Annotated in this window: 14 protein-coding genes; 4 read left to right on the top strand and 10 right to left on the bottom strand. The window is 71.3% G+C overall.

All coding sequences use genetic code 11. The features are described from left to right. Position 1: 1 nt before the first annotated feature. From AB0M63_RS02260 to AB0M63_RS02225, 8 genes are all read right to left on the bottom strand, one after another. Entirely contained in the window at positions 2 to 1,945 is a 1,944-nt protein-coding gene (locus AB0M63_RS02260; RefSeq protein ID WP_355902975.1) for an ABC transporter permease subunit, read from the bottom strand. After that, a complete protein-coding gene (locus tag AB0M63_RS02255) occupies positions 1,945 to 3,060 on the bottom strand; it encodes a glycine betaine/L-proline ABC transporter ATP-binding protein (protein WP_355902973.1) in 1,116 nt (371 codons plus the stop codon). Before AB0M63_RS02255 ends, AB0M63_RS02260 begins: the two co-directional genes overlap by 1 nt. Beyond that, on the bottom strand, positions 3,057 to 4,589 hold the full coding sequence (locus tag AB0M63_RS02250) for a GMC oxidoreductase (RefSeq protein WP_366018071.1): 1,533 nt from the start codon (positions 4,587 to 4,589) through the stop codon (positions 3,057 to 3,059). The genes AB0M63_RS02255 and AB0M63_RS02250 overlap by 4 nt, the downstream gene beginning before the upstream one ends. A 41-nt stretch (positions 4,590 to 4,630) precedes the next feature. Further along, positions 4,631 to 6,157, bottom strand: coding sequence for an aldehyde dehydrogenase family protein (locus AB0M63_RS02245; RefSeq protein ID WP_355923837.1), 1,527 nt, complete (start codon positions 6,155 to 6,157; stop codon positions 4,631 to 4,633). A gap of 160 nt (positions 6,158 to 6,317) precedes the next feature. Continuing rightward, positions 6,318 to 6,950, bottom strand: a complete 633-nt coding sequence (locus AB0M63_RS02240) for a hypothetical protein (protein WP_366018070.1) — start codon at positions 6,948 to 6,950, stop codon at positions 6,318 to 6,320. 1,069 nt (positions 6,951 to 8,019) lie between these two features. Continuing rightward, positions 8,020 to 8,373, bottom strand: a complete 354-nt coding sequence (locus AB0M63_RS02235) for a hypothetical protein (RefSeq protein ID WP_355923833.1) — start codon at positions 8,371 to 8,373, stop codon at positions 8,020 to 8,022. Beyond that, positions 8,360 to 10,138 carry a hypothetical protein gene (locus AB0M63_RS02230; RefSeq protein ID WP_366018069.1) on the bottom strand — a complete coding sequence of 593 codons (1,779 nt, stop codon included), beginning with the start codon at positions 10,136 to 10,138 and terminating at the stop codon, positions 8,360 to 8,362. The genes AB0M63_RS02235 and AB0M63_RS02230 overlap by 14 nt, the downstream gene beginning before the upstream one ends. 135 nt (positions 10,139 to 10,273) lie before the next feature. Beyond that, the gene (locus tag AB0M63_RS02225) at positions 10,274 to 11,188 is read right to left on the bottom strand and encodes a LysR family transcriptional regulator (RefSeq protein WP_366018068.1); all 915 of its coding nucleotides are present in this window, start codon (positions 11,186 to 11,188) and stop codon (positions 10,274 to 10,276) included. 95 nt (positions 11,189 to 11,283) lie between these two features. Here AB0M63_RS02225 and AB0M63_RS02220 point away from each other — a divergent pair, with 95 nt between their 5' ends. Beyond that, a complete protein-coding gene (locus tag AB0M63_RS02220) occupies positions 11,284 to 12,687 on the top strand; it encodes an MFS transporter (protein ID WP_366018067.1) in 1,404 nt (467 codons plus the stop codon). A 41-nt stretch (positions 12,688 to 12,728) separates the two neighbouring features. Next, the gene (locus AB0M63_RS02215) at positions 12,729 to 13,418 is read left to right on the top strand and encodes a siderophore-interacting protein (protein WP_366018066.1); all 690 of its coding nucleotides are present in this window, start codon (positions 12,729 to 12,731) and stop codon (positions 13,416 to 13,418) included. 29 nt (positions 13,419 to 13,447) lie between these two features. Here AB0M63_RS02215 and AB0M63_RS02210 read toward each other — a convergent pair whose 3' ends face one another. Further along, on the bottom strand, positions 13,448 to 14,551 hold the full coding sequence (locus AB0M63_RS02210; protein ID WP_366018065.1) for a DUF5954 family protein: 1,104 nt from the start codon (positions 14,549 to 14,551) through the stop codon (positions 13,448 to 13,450). Positions 14,552 to 14,646: 95 nt separating this feature from the next. Here AB0M63_RS02210 and AB0M63_RS02205 point away from each other — a divergent pair, with 95 nt between their 5' ends. Both AB0M63_RS02205 and AB0M63_RS02200 read left to right on the top strand, forming a co-directional pair. Beyond that, complete coding sequence (locus AB0M63_RS02205; protein ID WP_366018064.1) at positions 14,647 to 15,489, top strand: helix-turn-helix transcriptional regulator; 843 nt, start codon at positions 14,647 to 14,649, stop codon at positions 15,487 to 15,489. Continuing rightward, positions 15,471 to 15,668 carry a DUF397 domain-containing protein gene (locus AB0M63_RS02200; RefSeq protein WP_366018062.1) on the top strand — a complete coding sequence of 66 codons (198 nt, stop codon included), beginning with the start codon at positions 15,471 to 15,473 and terminating at the stop codon, positions 15,666 to 15,668. Before AB0M63_RS02205 ends, AB0M63_RS02200 begins: the two co-directional genes overlap by 19 nt. A 76-nt stretch (positions 15,669 to 15,744) precedes the next feature. Here the strand turns inward: AB0M63_RS02200 and AB0M63_RS02195 are convergent, their stop codons facing one another. Next, positions 15,745 to 16,734, bottom strand: a complete 990-nt coding sequence (locus tag AB0M63_RS02195; RefSeq protein WP_366018061.1) for a malate dehydrogenase — start codon at positions 16,732 to 16,734, stop codon at positions 15,745 to 15,747. Positions 16,735 to 16,756: the final 22 nt, after the last annotated feature.

Genomic DNA, 16,756 nt, shown 5'->3' with positions numbered 1-16,756 from the left:
GTCACGCTCCCTTCCTGGCTCGGCGTTCCGTCGGCTGGGTCACCCGGTCGAGCATCAGGCCGAGGCAGACGATCGCGGCGCCCGCCACCAGCCCGGTCGCCAGGTCGCCCTGGGCCAGGCCGAACACGGCGTCGTAGCCGAGCGCGCCACCGCCGACCAGACCGCCGATGATGACGACGGCGAGGACGAGCACGACGCCCTGGTTGACGGCGAGGAGCAACGCCGGGCGGGCGAGCGGGAGTTGGATCTGCCGTAGCTGTTGGGCGCTGCTCGCGCCGAGTGAGCGGGCCGACTCCAGGGCGGCCGGGTCGACCTCGCGCAGGCCCTGGGTGGTGATGCGGACGACGGCGGGCAGCGCGTAGACGACGGCCGCCGCGACGGCGGGGGCGCGGCCGACGCCGAACAGGGCGACGACCGGGATCAGGTACACGAACTGCGGCATCGTCTGGCAGACGTCGAGGACGGGGCGCAGGGCCCGTTCGAAGCGGTCGCTGCGGGCGGCGGCGATACCGGTCGCGAAGCCGAGGACGAGGGTGACGGCCACGGCGGCCAGTACCTGCGACAGCGTGTCCAGCGACGGCTTCCAGACGCCGAGCACACCGATCGCGGCCATGGCGAGGACGGCGGTGAGCGCGGTGCGCCAGGTGCCGATCACCCAGGCGAGGGCGGCGACGATCAGCAGCACCGACCACCAGGGCAGCCATTGCAGGCCGTCGCGTACGGGGTCCAGGACCCAGGTGGTGAAGTGGCCGGCCCAGTCGGCGGTGCCGCCGAGGTAGGGGACGCCGGAGTAGAGGTGGGCGGTCATCCAGTCGACGACGCGGTTCACCGGTTCGGCGATGTCCAGGGTCCAGCCGGAGGGCCAGTCGAGGGCGCCGGCCAGACGGACGGCCAGTGCTACGGCCACGGTGCCGCCGAGCGCGTAGAGCCACGGGCGGAGACCGGCCCCCTGCTCCCCCGCGCGCTCGCCGGCGGCGGCCGTGACCCGGTCGAGTACGACGGCCAGGAGCACGATCGGGATACCGGCGGCCAGGGCCGCGCCCACGTCGACCGAGGCCAGCGCCTGGTAGACGCGGTCGCCGAGTCCTCCGGCGCCGATGACGGAGGCGATGACCGCCATGGACAGGGCCATCATGATCGTCTGGTTGAGGCCGAGGAGGAGCTGCTTGCGGGCCAGCGGGATCCGGGCGGTCAACAGGCGTTGGCGTCCGGTGGCGCCCAGGGACTCGACGGCCTCCAGCACCTCCGGGTCGGCGTCGCGCAGCCCGAGCGCGGTGAGGCGGGCCATGGGCGGGGCGGCGTAGACGACGGTGGCGAGGACGGCGGCGGGGACGCCGATGCCGAAGACGAGGACGACGGGGAGGAGGTAGGCGAAGGCGGGGAGCACCTGCATGGTGTCCAGGACGGGACGGAGTGCGCGGTCCGTCCGCTCGGAGAGACCGCCGGCGAGGCCGAGCAGCAGGCCCACGACGACCGAGGTGAACACCGCGACCACCATGAGCGCGAGCGTCTGCATGGTCGGCACCCACATGCCGAGCAGCCCGCAGGCGAGGAAGGCGACGGCCGTGCCGAGGGCGAGCCTGACGCCGGCGACCCGCCAGGCGACGAGGGCTCCGAAGGCCGTGACTCCGGCCCAGCCCGCGGCGAGCAGCAGCAGATACACGGCGCGCACGGAGATCACGACCGCGTTGCTGATGTAGCCGAAGAAGTAGAGGAACAGGGGGTGGCTGTCCCGGTTGTCGATGATCCAGTCGTTGGCGTCGGAGAGCGGCTTGGAGAGGTCGACGGTGAGCGCGTGCGGCCAACTGGCGTCGGCCCAGCGGGCGTTGGCGAGCGGGACGAGGATCGCGGCGGCGAGGGCGAGAAGCAGCAGCTTCTGGACCGCGCGGTGCCTGAGCAGCCCGCTGGGGAGCGGGCGGGGGGCGGATGCGGTGACCGTCGCCATCAGACCGCCTCCTTCCTGCGCTCCGCTCCAGGCTCGGTTCGAGGCTCCGTTCCGGCTACGACACCGACGAGCCGTTCGTGGTCGACGACTCCGAGACAGCGGCCGCCGTCCACGACGCAGACCGCCCGGCCGCTGTGCGCGACGGCCTTGATCGCCTCGGCGACGACCGCGTCGGGGGCGAGCCCGCCGGGATGCTCCGTCGCGCCGCACCCCCCGGGCCTCATGGCGGTACGGACCGTCATGACCTCCGCGCGCGGCACGTCCCGTACGAACTCGCGCACGTAGTCGTCGGCCGGTGAGCCGACGATGTCCTCGGGGGTGCCGAGCTGCACGATGCGGCCGTCGCGCATCAGGGCGATGCGGTCGCCGAGCTTCAGCGCCTCGCTGAGGTCGTGGGTGATGAAGACCATCGTGCGGCCCTCCTCGCGGTGCAGCCGGACGACCTCCTCCTGCATGTCGCGCCGGATCAGCGGGTCGAGCGCGCTGAACGGCTCGTCGAACAGCAGGACTTCGGGGTCGACCGCCAACGCCCGGGCGAGGCCCACGCGTTGGCGCTGACCGCCGGAGAGCTGGCCGGGGCGGCGCTGCTCCATGCCTTCGAGGCCGACCTTGGTGACGACCTCGGCGGCCCGGCGACGGCGCTCGGCCTTGCCGATGCCCTGGACCTCCAGGCCGTAGGCGACGTTGTCGAGGACCGTGCGGTGCGGGAGGAGGCCGAAGTGCTGGAAGACCATCGCGGCGCGGTGGCGGCGCAGTTCGCGCAGCCGGGACTTGTCCATGGCGCGGACGTCCTCGCCGTCGATGGCGATGGTGCCGGCGGTGGGTTCGATGAGGCGGGTGAGGCAGCGGACCAGGGTGGACTTGCCGGAGCCGGACAGGCCCATCACCACGAAGACCTCGCCCTTGCGCACGTCGAAGGAGACGTCGCGGACGGCGGCGGTGCAGCCGGTGCGGGCGCGCAGGCCTGCGGCGTCCAGGCCGGTGAGTTCGGGGTCGGCGGGGATCTGGTCGGCCTTCGGGCCGAAGACCTTCCAGAGGCCGTCGACGGAGAAGACGGGCTCGGTCGCGGGCGCGGTCGGGGACTCGGTCGTCGGTGTCATCGGAGTCGTACTCATCGCGCACCGCCTCCGATCAGGTCCACGGCCCTCTCGCCGACCATGAGCACCCCGATCATCGGGTTCACGGCGGGCATGGCCGGGAAGACGGAGGCGTCGGCGATCCGGATGCCGTCCATGCCTCGGATGCGCAACTCGGGGTCCACTACGGCGAGTTCGTCGGAGTCGGCGCCCATGCGGCAGGTGCCCGCCGGGTGGTAGACGGTGTGCGCGACCTTGCGGGCGTACTCGCTGAGTTCCTCGTCGCCGGTGATGTCGGGGCCGGGGCACACCTCGCGCTTGAGCCAGCCGGCCAGCGGTTCGGTGCGGGCGATCTCGCGGGCGATACGGATGCCGTCGACGAGGGTGCGGCCGTCGTAGTCGTCCTCGTCGGTGAAGTACCGGAAGTCCAGGGCGGGTTTGACGGCCGGGTCGGCGCTCTCCAGGTACAGCCGGCCCCGGCTCTTCGGCTTGGGGATGTTCGGGGTCATGGAGACGCCGAACTCGGGGCGTTCGTAGCCGAGGCGCTCGGGGTTGTCGGTGAAGGGGACCTGGTAGAAGTGGAACATCAGGTCGGGGCCCGGGTGCCCGGGGTCGCGGCGCACGAACAGGCCCGCGTCGGAGTCCATCGCGGAGTTCTCCGGGATCGGCCCGTTGGTCTCCCAGACGATCACCGACTCGGGGTGGTCGAGGAGGTTCTCGCCGACGCCCGGCAGGTCGACCGCGACCGGGATGCCGAGGGCTTCGAGGTCCGCGCGGGGGCCGATGCCCGAGTGCAGGAGCAGGCGCGGGGAGTCGACGGCGCCGGCGCACAGGACGACCTCGCGGCGGGCCCGTATCAGCAGGTCCTCGCCGTCCTTGGTGCGGACGTGCACGCCCTCGGCGCGGGTGCCGTTCAGCTCCAGCCGGTGGGCCCAAGTCTCAAGGAAAATCGTCAAGTTGGGACGCTCGTCCATCACCGGGTGGAGATAGGCGACGGACGCGCTCGACCGCTTGTTGTTCTCGGGGTGGTAGGCGAGGTCGAAGAAGCCGACGCCATCGGTGAAGGGCGCCTTGTTGAAGCCCTCGACTCGCGGGACGTCGAGCGCCTCCTGGGCCGCGTCGACGAAGTCGCGGGCGATGGCGTTCCGGTCCTTCTCGTCGACGGTGACGATGTTGTTGAGGAGGCGGGCGTAGTACGCCTCCATCGATATCGCGCCCCAGCCCTTGGCGCCGGCCGCCTCCCACTCGTCCCAGTCGGACGGCAGCGGCTTGAAGGCGATCAGGGTGTTGTGCGAGGAGCAGCCGCCGAGCACGCGGGCGCGGCTGTGCCGGATGTGGGAGTTGCCGCGTGGCTGTTCGGTGGTGGGGTAGTCGTAGTCCAGTTCGCCGCCGAGGAGGCCCATCCAGCGGCGCAGGGTCAGTACGTCCTCACGGCCCACGTCGCTGGGGCCGCCCTCGATGACGGCGACGCTGACGTCGGGGTTCTCGGTGAGGCGGGAAGCGATGACGGAGCCTGCGGTGCCGCCGCCGATGACGACATAGTCGTAACTGTGCTCGTGCTCGGGCATGGGGGTGTTCAACTCCTGTGGGGGAAAAGGGAGGTGGGGGCTCAGCCCGCGAACCAGCGGACCGGCTTCGGCGCCAGGTTCTGGTAGACGTGCTTGGCCTCGCGGTACTCGGCGAGTCCGGCGGGGCCGAGCTCCCGGCCCACACCGCTCTTTCCGAAGCCGCCCCACTCCGCCTGCGGGAGGTAGGGGTGGAAGTCGTTGATCCAGACGGTGCCGTGCCGCAGCCGCCCCGCGACCCGTCGGGCGCGGCCCGCGTCGGCGGTCCAGACGGCGCCGGCGAGGCCGTACTCGGTGTCGTTGGCGAGGGCGACTGCCTCGTCCTCGGTGCGGAAGGTCTCGACGGTGAGGACGGGTCCGAAGACCTCCTCGCGTACGACGGTCATCTCGCGGTGACACTGGTCGAGGACGGTGGGCTCGTAGAAGTAGCCGGTGGCGGGCCGGGCCGGCGTCGGCTCGGGGCGCTTGCCGCCGGAGCGCAGCACCGCGCCCTCGGCGAGTGCGGCGGCGACGTACGACTCGGTCTTGGCGCGCTGCTGTTCGGAGACGAGCGGGCCGCACTCGACGCCGTCCTCGGTGCCCCGGCCGAGGCGGATGCGCTGGGCGCGGCGGGCGAGTTCGGCGACGAAGCGTTCGCGGACGGTCTCCTCGACGATGAGCCGGGCGCCCGCCGAGCAGACCTGGCCGCTGTGGATGAAGGCGGCGTTGAGGGCCTGGTCGACGGCGGTGTCGAAGCCCTCCTCGGTGGCGCAGGCGTCGGCGAAGACGACGTTGGGGTTCTTGCCGCCGAGTTCGAGGGCGACCTTCTTGACGCTCACGGCGGCGGCCTGGGCCACCTTGGTGCCGCTGGTCAGGCCGCCGGTGAAGGAGACGAGGTCGACGTCGGGGTGTTCGGCGAGGCGGGCGCCGACCGTGTGGCCGGGCCCGGTGACGATGTTGGCGACGCCGTCCGGGAGCCCGGCCTCAACCAGCAGGTCGATCAGGGCAATTGTCGTCAGCGGGGTGATCTCGCTGGGCTTGACCACGAAGGTGTTGCCGGCCGCGAGGGCGGGCGCGATCTTCCAACTCGCCTGGAGGAGCGGGTAGTTCCAGGGGGTGATCAGCGCGCAGACACCGACCGGCTCGTGCACGACGACGCTGTGCACCTCGGGTGTGCCCGCGTCGACGACCCGGCCGGGGGCCTCCGCGGCGACGAGGTCGGCGAAGTAGCGGAAGGCGTCGGCGACGCAGTCGATGTCGACCCGGCCCTCTTCCACGGTCTTGCCCGCGTCCCGGCTCTCCAGCAGGCCGAGCCGCTCGCGGTCGCGCACCAGCAGGTCGGCGACGCGGCGCAGGAGGGCGGCGCGCTCGGTGACGGGGGTGAGTGGCCAGGCCCCCGCGCCCCCGTCAAAGGCTGCGCGAGCCGCAGCGACGGCTACGTCGGTGTCCTTCTCGTCACCCTCCGCGACCACGGCGAACGGCAGCGCGTCCGCGGGGTCGATGATCTCGCGCGTGGCGCCGGAGACCGCTTCCAGCCACTCTCCGCCCGCGTGGATGGTCTTCCCCGCCCGCTGTTCCGTCTTGTCGGCCATGATCGGAGTTGCCTTCCGTTCCTGTTCAGTGCCCCGGCGTCACCTGACTGCCGCTCTCGGGGACTGCGGGCACCTGCCCAGGACGTCCGGGATGATGCGCAATCCATGGCCGAAAGTGGGCCGGGTCACTGAACATGGGAACAAAAGGTGACTAACCGGATCAGCCGCCATCGGACGGTTGGAACCAGGCCAGTGCCGTGGTGAGCAGCTCCAACTGGTCGGCGTGACTGTCCGCGTCGGGACCGTAGGCGGTGATGGCGTAGATACGGCCGTCGTCGGCCACGAAGCGCTCGTCATAGACGTGCCAGGTGCCGATGTCGGGCTCGCCCCTGAGGGAGTCGGCCGTGTACTCCAGACGAGACGCGGGGAAGGTCCCGTCGCCCAGGTTCTCCAGCGCGATCTTCCGGAAACCGGGCGCCTTCACCGTGCTGTCCGACAGGAACAGCTCGAACGAGGCCTCCGGCGACGCCTCCGCGACCTGATACACCTGCAAACGGTGCGCGCCGTCCGGGCTGCGGTAGTTGACCACGTCCATCCCGTACGACGACGCCACCGTCGACCGGCTCCAGCCGTCCGGGTAGGCGATCCGGAAGCGCTCGGGGTCCTCGAACGACTGGTATCCGGTGGGGAGTTCGGGCGTGGAGGCGGACGGCGACACGCTCTCGGCGCCGACCGACGGCGACGGAGAGACCTCCGTCGATCCGGAGGGAGCGGGCGTCGACGACGAGGCCCCGACCGCCTGCCCGCCCTTGCCGTCCCCCCTGTCCACAACCAGGCTGAACACCAGACTCACGACCACACCGACTACGGCGGCACCTACGACCACGGACCACACGAGCCGCCGACTGAGCCCGGGCCGGGCCGACGCGCCGACACCGCTCGACGGCCGGCCGCCGGACCCGATGTCATCACCGGTGCCTGCGCTGCTCGGCCCATGCCAGGTACCGGCCCCGGGCCAGGGCGCGGGCCCCGGCGGCAGGGTGGGGACCACACCGGTTTCGCTCGGCCCGTGCCAGGTGTCAGCGCCGGTGCTGCCGGACCCGGGCCAGGACGCCGGACCAGGCGGCAGGCTCGGGACCGCACCGGTATCGCCCGGCCCCTGCCGCATGTCAGCGCCGCCGGACGCAGGCCCCGTACCCGTCTCGGCGGGCCAGGGCGACGACCGAGGCGGCAAGGTCGGGGCCGTGCCGGTGCCGTCCGGTACCTCCACGGCGGCCGACTCCGACAGCGAGTCCGGCCCTGACCCCGTCGACAGGCTGGGGACCGCACCGGTGTCATTCGGCCCGCGCCAGGTGTCAGCACCGGCGCCGGCAGCCCCAGGCCCCTTACCCGTCTCGACAGGCCAGGGCGCCGCAACCGGCCCCGATCCCGAGCCCGATCCCGAGCCCGATCCCGATCCCGATCCCGATCCCGACGGCAGATTGGGGACCGTACCGGTGTCACCCGGCCCGTGCCGTGTGTCAGCACCAGCACCGGCACTGCCGGACCCAGTCCCCGTGCCGGCCTCGGCAGGCCAAGCCCCTGGACCACCCGGCGGCAGGACCGAGCCCGTACCGGTATCGCCAGGCCCGCGCCGCACGTCATCGCCGGCACCGGCACTGCCGGACCCAGTCCCCGTGCCGGCCTCGGCAGGCCAAGCCCCCGGACCACCCGGCGGCAAGGTCGGGACCGTGCCCGTGTCGCTCGGTACATCCACGGCGGTCCACTCCGGCAGGGAGTCCGGCCGTGGTGGAGGCGTCACCGGAACCGATGGGCGCACGGCACCCGTGTTACCGGCCCCCGCCGCCCCCTCGGCGTCCTCCCACCGCTGGGTCTCCTCGTTCCAGTAACGCGGCCCCGGTCCCCCGCTCATCGTGTCCCTCTCACAGTCCCACCAACCCGGCGACCGCTCCCGCCGAGGCCAGCACGGTCAGCAGGGCCTGTGAGTCGGCGAGGAGTTCGCGGAGGCGCTCGCGGCGGGTCGGAGTCGCCTGGCCGGTGTTGGTGATCTCGGTCTCGGTGTCGGCCAACGCCGTGTCCAGGGCTGCCGTCTGGTCCGTGGCGCGGACCCGGGCGAGGTCGGCGCGCAGTTCGCGGACGGCCTTGAGGAGTTCCTCCGTCGCCTGGTCGCGCTGCGGGGCCGTGCCGTGGTGGCTGACGGCCTGCGCGTGGCTGCCGACGGCGAAGGTGCTGTGCGAGATGTCTCCGAAGCTGACGTTCGGCTCATCCGTTGCCATCGGTCGAGGGTCCCTTCGTGGTGGGGGCGGTTGTGGAGGCGGTCGCGTGCTTCCCGACGGCGAAGGTGCTGTTCTCCACCTTCTCGAAGTTCGTCGTGCTGTTGCTGATGTTGGTGATCTTCTGGACGAACTCGCCCGTCAGATAGCCCGCTTCGGCGAGCGCGTCACGCACCCCGTTGGCGACCCGGTCCTGCACATTGCGCAAGTACCGCTCGACGTCCATCTCCTGGAACGTCGACCCGACCGACGCCGACCCCAACTCCCGTACGGACAAGGCCGGTCCGTCCGGCAGCGCGCCCGCGAAACCGCCGGTCAGCAGCCGCCAGCCGTAGATCAGGCCGCGCCCGAGGACTGCCAAGGAGCCGACCGCCGAACCGGGCACCCGGGCGACGGCCCAGGCCGCCTTGCCGAGCGCGTTGTTGTGGCGGAAGCGGTGCGCGGTGCGGTCCGCGTTCTTGAAGTCCTCGCGGACGGGGAGCAGAACGTGCGGGGCGATCTCCAGGGTGAGCATGCGGCCCTGGGTGTGGATGCGCACGAACACCGTGACGACCAGCTCCTCCTCCCAGCCGCCGACGCGGATGCGCAGGAAGTGCCGCCGCTTCTCCGCGCCCTCCTCGACCGCACGCGCCCGGTGGTCCTCGAAGGCCTGCGGGTAGTACGGCGCGTCCTCGCGCCGCAGCAGCCCCTCGACCGGCAGGAACACGCACTCGTCGATCTCCAGCCAGCGCAGCCGGTCGCGCCCGAGGTGGACGGCGTAGTCGGCGGGCAGCCGGAGTTGGGCGAGCAGGGGGCGGATCGTCTCCAGGACCGTGCGGTTGCTGATCGGCCGCTGTTCCTTCTCGGTGTCGGGCCGGAGTTCGACCGCGAGCACCCAGGTCTCGTACGGCACTCCGGCCCCGCAGAACGGACGTGCCTCGTGGTACATGACCAGCGGCGCGTGCTGCTCGATCCGGACCCGGTCCTTGAGCCGCTGGAAACGCTGCCCCTCGGCCGCCTCGGCGGGATCGCTCGCGGCGTCCGGGAACCGCTGCGGGGACAGCTCGGCGGCCAACGCCCGTGCGAACTGGCCGCGTTGGGCCGCCAGGCACAGGGCGATCAGCGCGAACAGGGCGAGGGTGAGCCAGGCCTGCCAGGGCTTGATCAGGCTGTCGAGGTTGTCGGTGCTGGGGACCAGCAGGTCGGTGGGGCTGGAGGAGCTGTCGCCGTAGAGACCCGACGTGCTGGACGAATCGAAGGTCGAGCCGTAGGTCGAGCTGTACGAGGACGAGTCGTCCGAGCCACCGCCGAAGGCCACCACCACCGTGAGGACCAGCAGGAACGCGAACATGAGGCGCCCCCACCAGCGGAACAGGAACGCGAACACCAGCCGGTACAACGGCGGGTTGGCCGCCCGGCCCCTGATCCAGCCGCCGATCGCGAGATAGAGGCTGGGGAACAGGAACAGGAAGAGCAGTCCGCCGCTGAGCACCGAGCCCACCACCCACAGACCCAGGATCGCCCCGGCCCACTGGAGCTCCTGGCGGCGGGCGCGGAGCGCGTGCGCGAGGACGCGGGCCGCGTCGAAGCCGAGCGAAGGGGCCACGATCCGCTGTTCGTTGAGGTGCAGTTCGTCGATGACCCGGTCGCGGTATCCCGAGTCGAGGTAGGTGCCCGCGCACAGCAGCCGGGTGGCTTCGCTGGCGTGCGGCGGGGTGGGCGGCGACCCCGGCGGGCCCCCGCTGGTGGCGGCCGGCTGCGGCTGTTGTGGCACGTAAGCGGTACTCACGCGACTCCCCCGATGCGTGGACTGAGCTGGACCGATCCTGCTGAACAACCGTGTCCCAGCAGTTTATTGACAAAGAATCAGCATAGGGGGATGCGGGTGACCCGCGAAAGCGGAAAGCCCAGAGGGTCAAGAGGGTCAACCTGCCATCAACTCCCGTACGACACCCCGCAGCCAGGCGTGCGCGGGGTCGGAGTCATGGCGCGGATGCCACGCCAAGCCCAGCTTGAGCGGCGGGAGTTCGAGGGGTACCTCGAAGGTGACCAGGCCGAACGCGGCAGCCATCGGCAGGCCCCAGGAGCTGGTCAGTCCGATCAGGTCGGTGTCGCGCAGCACGAACATCGAGGCGGGCAGGGTACCCACCGAGCCCACCACCCTCCGCTCCAGGCCGAGTTCGGCGAGCGCGGCATCAACGGGACCGTGCAGCTTGCCGCGCCGGGACACCAGCAGATGGGGCCCCGCCCCGGCGAACCGCTTCGGCGTCAACTCCCCTTCCAGCAGCGGATGTCCGGCCCGCACGAGCCCGACCATCCGGTCCTCGACGAGGGGCTCGGTGTGCACCTCGGGCGAGGTCGTGTCGACGACCCCCACTTCCAGGTCGGCGGTCCCCTGCCGCAGGAACGGCGCGTCGACATGGCTCTCGGAGAGGAACCGGACACGGATGCCGGGCGCCTCCTCGGCGGCGCGCGCGAACAGGGCCGCGCCGTAGAGCGCGGCGATGGCGTCATGGCCGAGGATCGTCAACGTACGCGTGACGGTCCGCAGATCGGTGTCCCGGCCCGGCGCGAACAGGGCGCGCGCCCGCTCCACCACCGCGCTCACCTCCGCCCGTACGGCCAGCGCGTGCGGGGTGGGCACCATCCGCCGCCCCGCGCGGACCAGTACGGGATCGCCGAGCGCCCGGCGGATCCGGCCCAGGGTGCGGCTCATCGCCGGTTCGGAGAGATGCAGTCGCCGCGCGGCCCCCTGCACGCTCTGCTCCTCAAGGAGCACGTCGAGGGCGACCAGCAGATTGAGGTCCAGCCCTCCGGCACTGGATTGCGTCACACGCATTCGCCCCTTGCAAAGGTTGCACTGGAAAGCAGGCCATTGCCGAGCCTACGGTGACAGCACACCCCCACACCACACCGGAACTCCCCGGAGAAACCATGCCCACGCCTGCCCTGAAACGATCCGTCCTTCTCGCCCTCTGCGCCTGCGTACTGGTCGCACAGAGCATGGTCGCCGCCATCAACCTCCTTATCCCGCAACTGGGTTCGTCCTCTCTGCACCCCTCGCACACCGAGCTGCTGTGGATGGTCGACGCCTACGTCATCGTCTTCGCCGGACTCCTCATCCCGGCCGGCGCCCTCGGCGACCGCTACGGCCGCAAGGGCGCCCTGCTCGCCGGGCTGGCCCTGTTCGCGGCGGGCGCCGCCACCAGTGCGCTCGCGCAGAACCCGGCGACGCTGATCACGGGCCGAGGCCTGTCCGGCGCGGGCGCGGCGCTGATCACCCCGGCGACGATGTCGATCCTGGTCCACCTCTCCGCCCCCGAACACCGCTCACGCGCGATGGCCTCCTGGACCCTCGCGCTCGGCCTCGGCGGACTCGCCGGGAACCTCGGAGGCGGCCTGGTCGGCCAATTCCTGTCCTGGCGCGCCCTGTTCGGGGCGATGGTCCCGCTGGCCGCGCTCCTCTCCCTCGCGGTCACCCTCACCACACCCCGCACGGCACGCGCCGCGCACAGCAACCTCGACCCCACCGGCACCGCCCTGCTGACCACCGGCCTGGTCGCCGTCCTCTTCGGCATCATCGAGGGCCCGGTCTACGGCTGGACCTCCCCGCGCATCCTCACGGCCTTCGCGGCGGCCGCCGTACTCGTCACGGCGTTCACCGGCCACGCCCTGCGCTCCCGCACCCCGCTCCTCGATCCGCGCGTCTTCGCCTCCCCCACCCTCCGCGCGGCCACCCTCGGCACGGCCACCGGCTTCTTCGGTCTGTTCTCCCTCTTCTACGTCAACTCCCAGTACCTGCAAGGCATCAAGGGCTACGGCGCCGCCGTCACCGGTGTCGCGATCGTGCCGCTGACGGTCGGCATGGCCCTGGTCCCGAGGCTCGCCGTCCGCTGGGCGCACCGCCCGCGTCCGGTGATCGGCAGCGGTCTCGCCCTCATCGGCCTCGGGCTGCTCGGCGCGTCCACCGCCGACGCGGGCACCCCGTACTGGACGTACGCCTGCTGGCTGCTGGTCATCTCGGCGGGCACCGGGCTGTCGATGCCGGCGCTCACGGTCGGGGTCGTCACCTCGCTCCCGCCGCACCAGACGGGCCTCGGCTCCGGTCTCGGCACCTCCGCCCGCGAACTCGGCGCGGCCCTCGGCGTCGCGGTCACCGGCACCGTCCTGGCCGCCCACCCCGACCTCGCCCACGGCATGGGCCCGGCACTGCGCACGGTCGCCCTGATCGTCCTCGTGGCGACGGCGCTGGTGGTCGTCGGCCACCGCGACCGCCCCACCACACGCACTATCGCGTCCGGCGAGAAACGCGTACTATCGCGTTCATCTCGCCCCTGAGTATCAACTCCCCCTGCGCACCCTCCACTTGAGGAGCCCCCGTGCCCGCCGCCCTCCTGAACCCCGTCCTCGACCTGCTGACCCTCCGAGGCCTCGTCACCGCCGCCGAACCCATCACCGCCCGCATGCGCCGCCTGCGCGTCGAGGGCGACGCGCTCGCCGGACTCGACGTCCAACCCGGCCAGCAGGTACGGGTCCTGGTCAGCGGGCTCACCCTCCGCACGTACTCCGTGTGGCGCTACGACCCGTCCGGCGCCGTCGAGTTGTGCGTGCTGGACCACTCCGAGGGGGGACCCGGGGCGCGTTGGGGGAGGAACGTCGGCGTCGGCGAGCAGGTGCGTCTGCGGAAGCCCGAGGGCACCTTCACCCTCCGCCCCGAGGCCGGCCACCACGTGTTCGTCGGCGAGGAGACGGCCTCCGTCGCCTTCGGCGCGATGCTGGCCGCGCTGCCCGAGGGGGCGCGGATCTCCGGCTGCGTGGAGACGGAGACGGCCGGGGACCGGCTGCCGCTGGCCCACGCCGACCGCCTCAACTGGCTGACCAGGGGCGGGACTTCCCTCCCTGACGCGGTGCGACAGCTCGCCCCCGCGCCGGACGGGATCGCCTACGTCGCCGGGGAGGCCCGTACCGTCCAGCACGTCCGGCAGGTGCTGGTACGGGAGTTGGGCTGGGACCGGCGTTCGGTCCTCACCAAGCCTTTCTGGGCACCCGGAAAGCGCGGACTGGAATAGCGGACCGGCATAAGGGACCAGGGCCCTGCTCAGCGGCCCCGCTTCCTGCGCCGCTCCTCGCGCCGCTTCGCCTCGGCCTCGGCCAGCCGCAGGAAGTCCTTGGCGTCCTCGTCGAGTTCGACGGGTTCGTCCTCGTCGGGCTCCTCCCACAGCCCTTGTTCCTTCAGTTGCCGGGTGTGGATCTCCACGGGCGGCTCGGGGTCGTAGTCGGAGGGGCGGGGGCCCTCGGGGCCGGTGGGGCCGATGCGGACGAGGCGCTCGACACGGGTGATGCGGTAGCGGACACCGTCGATGGTGAGGACGTTCGAGCGGGTCTCGTCGAGCCGGTCGGCCAGCCGGGCCCACTCGGCACGCTTCTCCTCGTCGAGCTGGAGGGTGTACGGGCCGCCGATCCGGAGCCAGCGGGCGAGGGAGTCACGGGCACCCTGGGGCGTGGAGTGGGAGAGCCCGGGGTTGAAGGACAGCCACTTGCCGTCCTCCCGCTCGGAGATCATGAACACCGCCGGGAGCAGCACACCGCCCGGGTACTCGTCCCGGGCCCGCCGGGAGTCGGCCAGCACGTCCTCCGGGAAGTCGCTCCCGGCGGCACCGGCAGACCGCACCAGTTCCAGCTTCAGCAGCACCTCGGACAGGCTCGTGCCGGTGAACGGGTCGATGACGAACCCCTTGGTCTTCGGCCCCAGCAGCATCGCCTCGCCGACCTCCGCCGTGTCCGGGTCGGACGGGCGGGGCGGCTCGGGTCCGTTCGGCCCCATCCGCAGGAAGCGGCAGGCCCGGACGATCCGGAAGCGCTCACCCCGCACCCGGACCTCGTTCACCACCTCGCGGTCCATCCGGTGGGCCGCCGCCATCCACTTGCGGTGAGCGGTCTCGTCACCGGCGCTCTCCGCCTCCTGCGCCCGCATCCGGAAATGCGAACCGAGCGAATCCCGGGAGCCCTGCGGGGTGTTGCTGGCGTGGCCCAGGATCTCCCAGCCGCCCATCTCGCACTCCCGGGCATGGAAGAACTCCGGCAGCCCGGTCCCCATCACATTCGGATACCGCTCCGTCGCCTCCCATGCCTCCTGCTCCGCGAAGGCCGCGATGGGTCCCTCCTGCGGAGTGACGCGGAAGGTGAGATAGGCGGGTGTCACATCTCGGAAATCCACAACTGCCTGATCCCCCAAGGAGTGTTGAATTACTCTTCGTAGTCCCATCATCACACGGTGAAGCACGAGGGAGCAGGGGAATGCCCGAACGGCGAGTGGTGACCGGCCGAAGCCAGGACCCGCGCGAGCGGTTTGCCCAGGAACTACGGCGACTGCGCACCGAACGCGGGGAGAGCCTTCGGCAACTCGGCGAGCAACTGGGCTGGGACGCCTCGTTGTTCAGCAAGATGGAGAACGGGGAGTCCATGGGCGGCCCGGAGGTGGTCGAGGCCCTGGACGCGCACTACGGATTGCCGGGGTTGCTGATCGCGATGTGGGAGGTGGCGATGGGCGACGTCAGGCAGTTCAGGAAGCAGTACCAGCGGTACATGGGCTTTGAGGCGAAGGCGGTGAGTCTGTGGCATCACTCCGTGAGCGCGCCACCAGGGTTGCTCCAGACTCCCGCGTACGCACGTGAGGCGCTGGCTGCGGGTGGCCTCCTGGGCGAGGAACTTGACCAGCAGGTCGAAGCACGTATGAGCCGCAAGATGTTGCTGGAGGGGCCCACCGCACCGCCGTTCCGCGTGATCCTCTCGGAGGCGGTACTGCGCACACAGCTCAGCGATCCGAAGGACTGGCGGGGGCAGTTGGAGTATCTGGCGGAGGCGGCGGAGCGCCCGAAGATCAAGCTCCAGGTCGTGCCGTTCAGCGCCGGTCCCCATGGCTTGATGAACACCACCGTGAAGTTCCTGCGGATGCCGGACGGCACGACGGTGGCCTACATGGAGAACGACCCGCACGGCGAACTGATCCAAGAAAACAGTACGGTTGAGATCCTGCAACGCACATACGATGGCGTACGCGACCTGGCGTTGTCCCCTGCCGAGTCACTCAAGTTCATCATGCGAGTGTTGGAGGAAGTGCCGTGCGAGCCATCGACCTGAGCCAGATCAGCTGGCGCAAGTCCAGCTACAGCAACACCACGGGCGGCGACTGCCTCGAAGTCGCCGACAACATCCCCGCGCTCATCCCCGTCCGTGACAGCAAGGCCCCCTCCCAGGGAGCCCTCCTCTTCGGGCTGGACGCATGGGCCGGTTTCATAGGTGCCGTGAAGCAGAGCTAGCCGTAGCGCACGCAGGCCCCGCCCCGGAACGATCCCGGGCGGGGCCTGCTGCCGTAGAAGATCAGCCGTACCAGACTCAGATGAGGCCGAGCGAGCGGACCGCCTCGCGCTCCTCCTCCAGCTCCTTCACCGACGCGTCGATGCGGGCGCGGGAGAACTCGTTGATGTCCAGGCCCTGGACGATCTCGTAGACGCCGTCCTTCGTGGTGACCGGGAAGGACGAGATGAGGCCCTCGGGGACGCCGTAGGAACCGTCCGACGGGATGCCCATGGAGGTCCAGTCGCCGTCCGCCGTGCCGTTGACCCAGGTGTGGACGTGGTCGATGGCGGCGTTCGCGGCGGAGGCGGCGGAGGACGCGCCACGGGCCTCGATGATGGCCGCGCCGCGCTTGGCGACGGTCGGGATGAAGTCCTCGGCCAGCCACTTCTCGTCGTTCACGGTCTCGGCGGCGTTCTTGCCGGCGACCGTGGCGTGGAAGATGTCCGGGTACTGGGTGGCGGAGTGGTTGCCCCAGATCGTCAAGCGCTGGATGTCGGCGACCGTCGAGCCCGTCTTCTTCGCGAGCTGGGTCAGCGCGCGGTTGTGGTCGAGGCGGGTCATCGCGGTGAAGCGGTCGGCCGGTACGTCCGGGGCGGCGGCCTGCGCGATGAGCGCGTTGGTGTTGGCCGGGTTGCCGACGACGAGGACCTTGATGTCGTCCGCGGCGTTGTCGTTGATGGCCTTGCCCTGCGGCTTGAAGATGCCGCCGTTGGCGGAGAGCAGGTCGCCGCGCTCCATGCCCTTGGTGCGGGGGCGGGCGCCGACGAGGAGGGCGACGTTCGTGCCGGCGAAGGCGACGTTCGGGTCGTCCGTGATGTCGATGCCCTGGAGCAGCGGGAAGGCGCAGTCGTCGAGTTCCATCGCGGTGCCCTCGGCGGCCTTGAGCGCCGGGGTGATCTCCAGGAGACGCAGCTTGACCGGCACGTCCGCGCCGAGCAGCTGGCCGGAGGCGATGCGGAAGAGCAGGGCGTAACCGATCTGGCCGGCCGCGCCGGTGACGGTGACGTTCACGGGAGTGCGGGTCATGGCGTTCTCCGTATGAAGCTGG

Source organism: Streptomyces sp. NPDC051576 (assembly GCF_040681835.1).
Lineage (GTDB): Bacteria > Actinomycetota > Actinomycetes > Streptomycetales > Streptomycetaceae > Streptomyces.
The sequence above is the reverse complement of the archived record's forward strand: the minus strand, read 5'-3'. Positions and strand labels throughout refer to the sequence as shown.

What these genes read in the sequence shown, in the direction of transcription:
- AB0M63_RS02245 (WP_355923837.1), bottom strand. Translation starts at nt 6,157, where the DNA reads ATGGCCGACAAGACGGAACAGCGGGCGGGGAAGACCATCCACGCGGGC.
- AB0M63_RS02255 (WP_355902973.1), bottom strand. Translation starts at nt 3,060, where the DNA reads ATGAGTACGACTCCGATGACACCGACGACCGAGTCCCCGACCGCGCCC.
- AB0M63_RS02225 (WP_366018068.1), bottom strand. Translation starts at nt 11,188, where the DNA reads ATGCGTGTGACGCAATCCAGTGCCGGAGGGCTGGACCTCAATCTGCTG.
- AB0M63_RS02205 (WP_366018064.1), top strand. Translation starts at nt 14,647, where the DNA reads ATGCCCGAACGGCGAGTGGTGACCGGCCGAAGCCAGGACCCGCGCGAG.
- AB0M63_RS02220 (WP_366018067.1), top strand. Translation starts at nt 11,284, where the DNA reads ATGCCCACGCCTGCCCTGAAACGATCCGTCCTTCTCGCCCTCTGCGCC.
- AB0M63_RS02260 (WP_355902975.1), bottom strand. Translation starts at nt 1,945, where the DNA reads ATGGCGACGGTCACCGCATCCGCCCCCCGCCCGCTCCCCAGCGGGCTG.
- AB0M63_RS02250 (WP_366018071.1), bottom strand. Translation starts at nt 4,589, where the DNA reads ATGCCCGAGCACGAGCACAGTTACGACTATGTCGTCATCGGCGGCGGC.
- AB0M63_RS02195 (WP_366018061.1), bottom strand. Translation starts at nt 16,734, where the DNA reads ATGACCCGCACTCCCGTGAACGTCACCGTCACCGGCGCGGCCGGCCAG.
- AB0M63_RS02235 (WP_355923833.1), bottom strand. Translation starts at nt 8,373, where the DNA reads ATGGCAACGGATGAGCCGAACGTCAGCTTCGGAGACATCTCGCACAGC.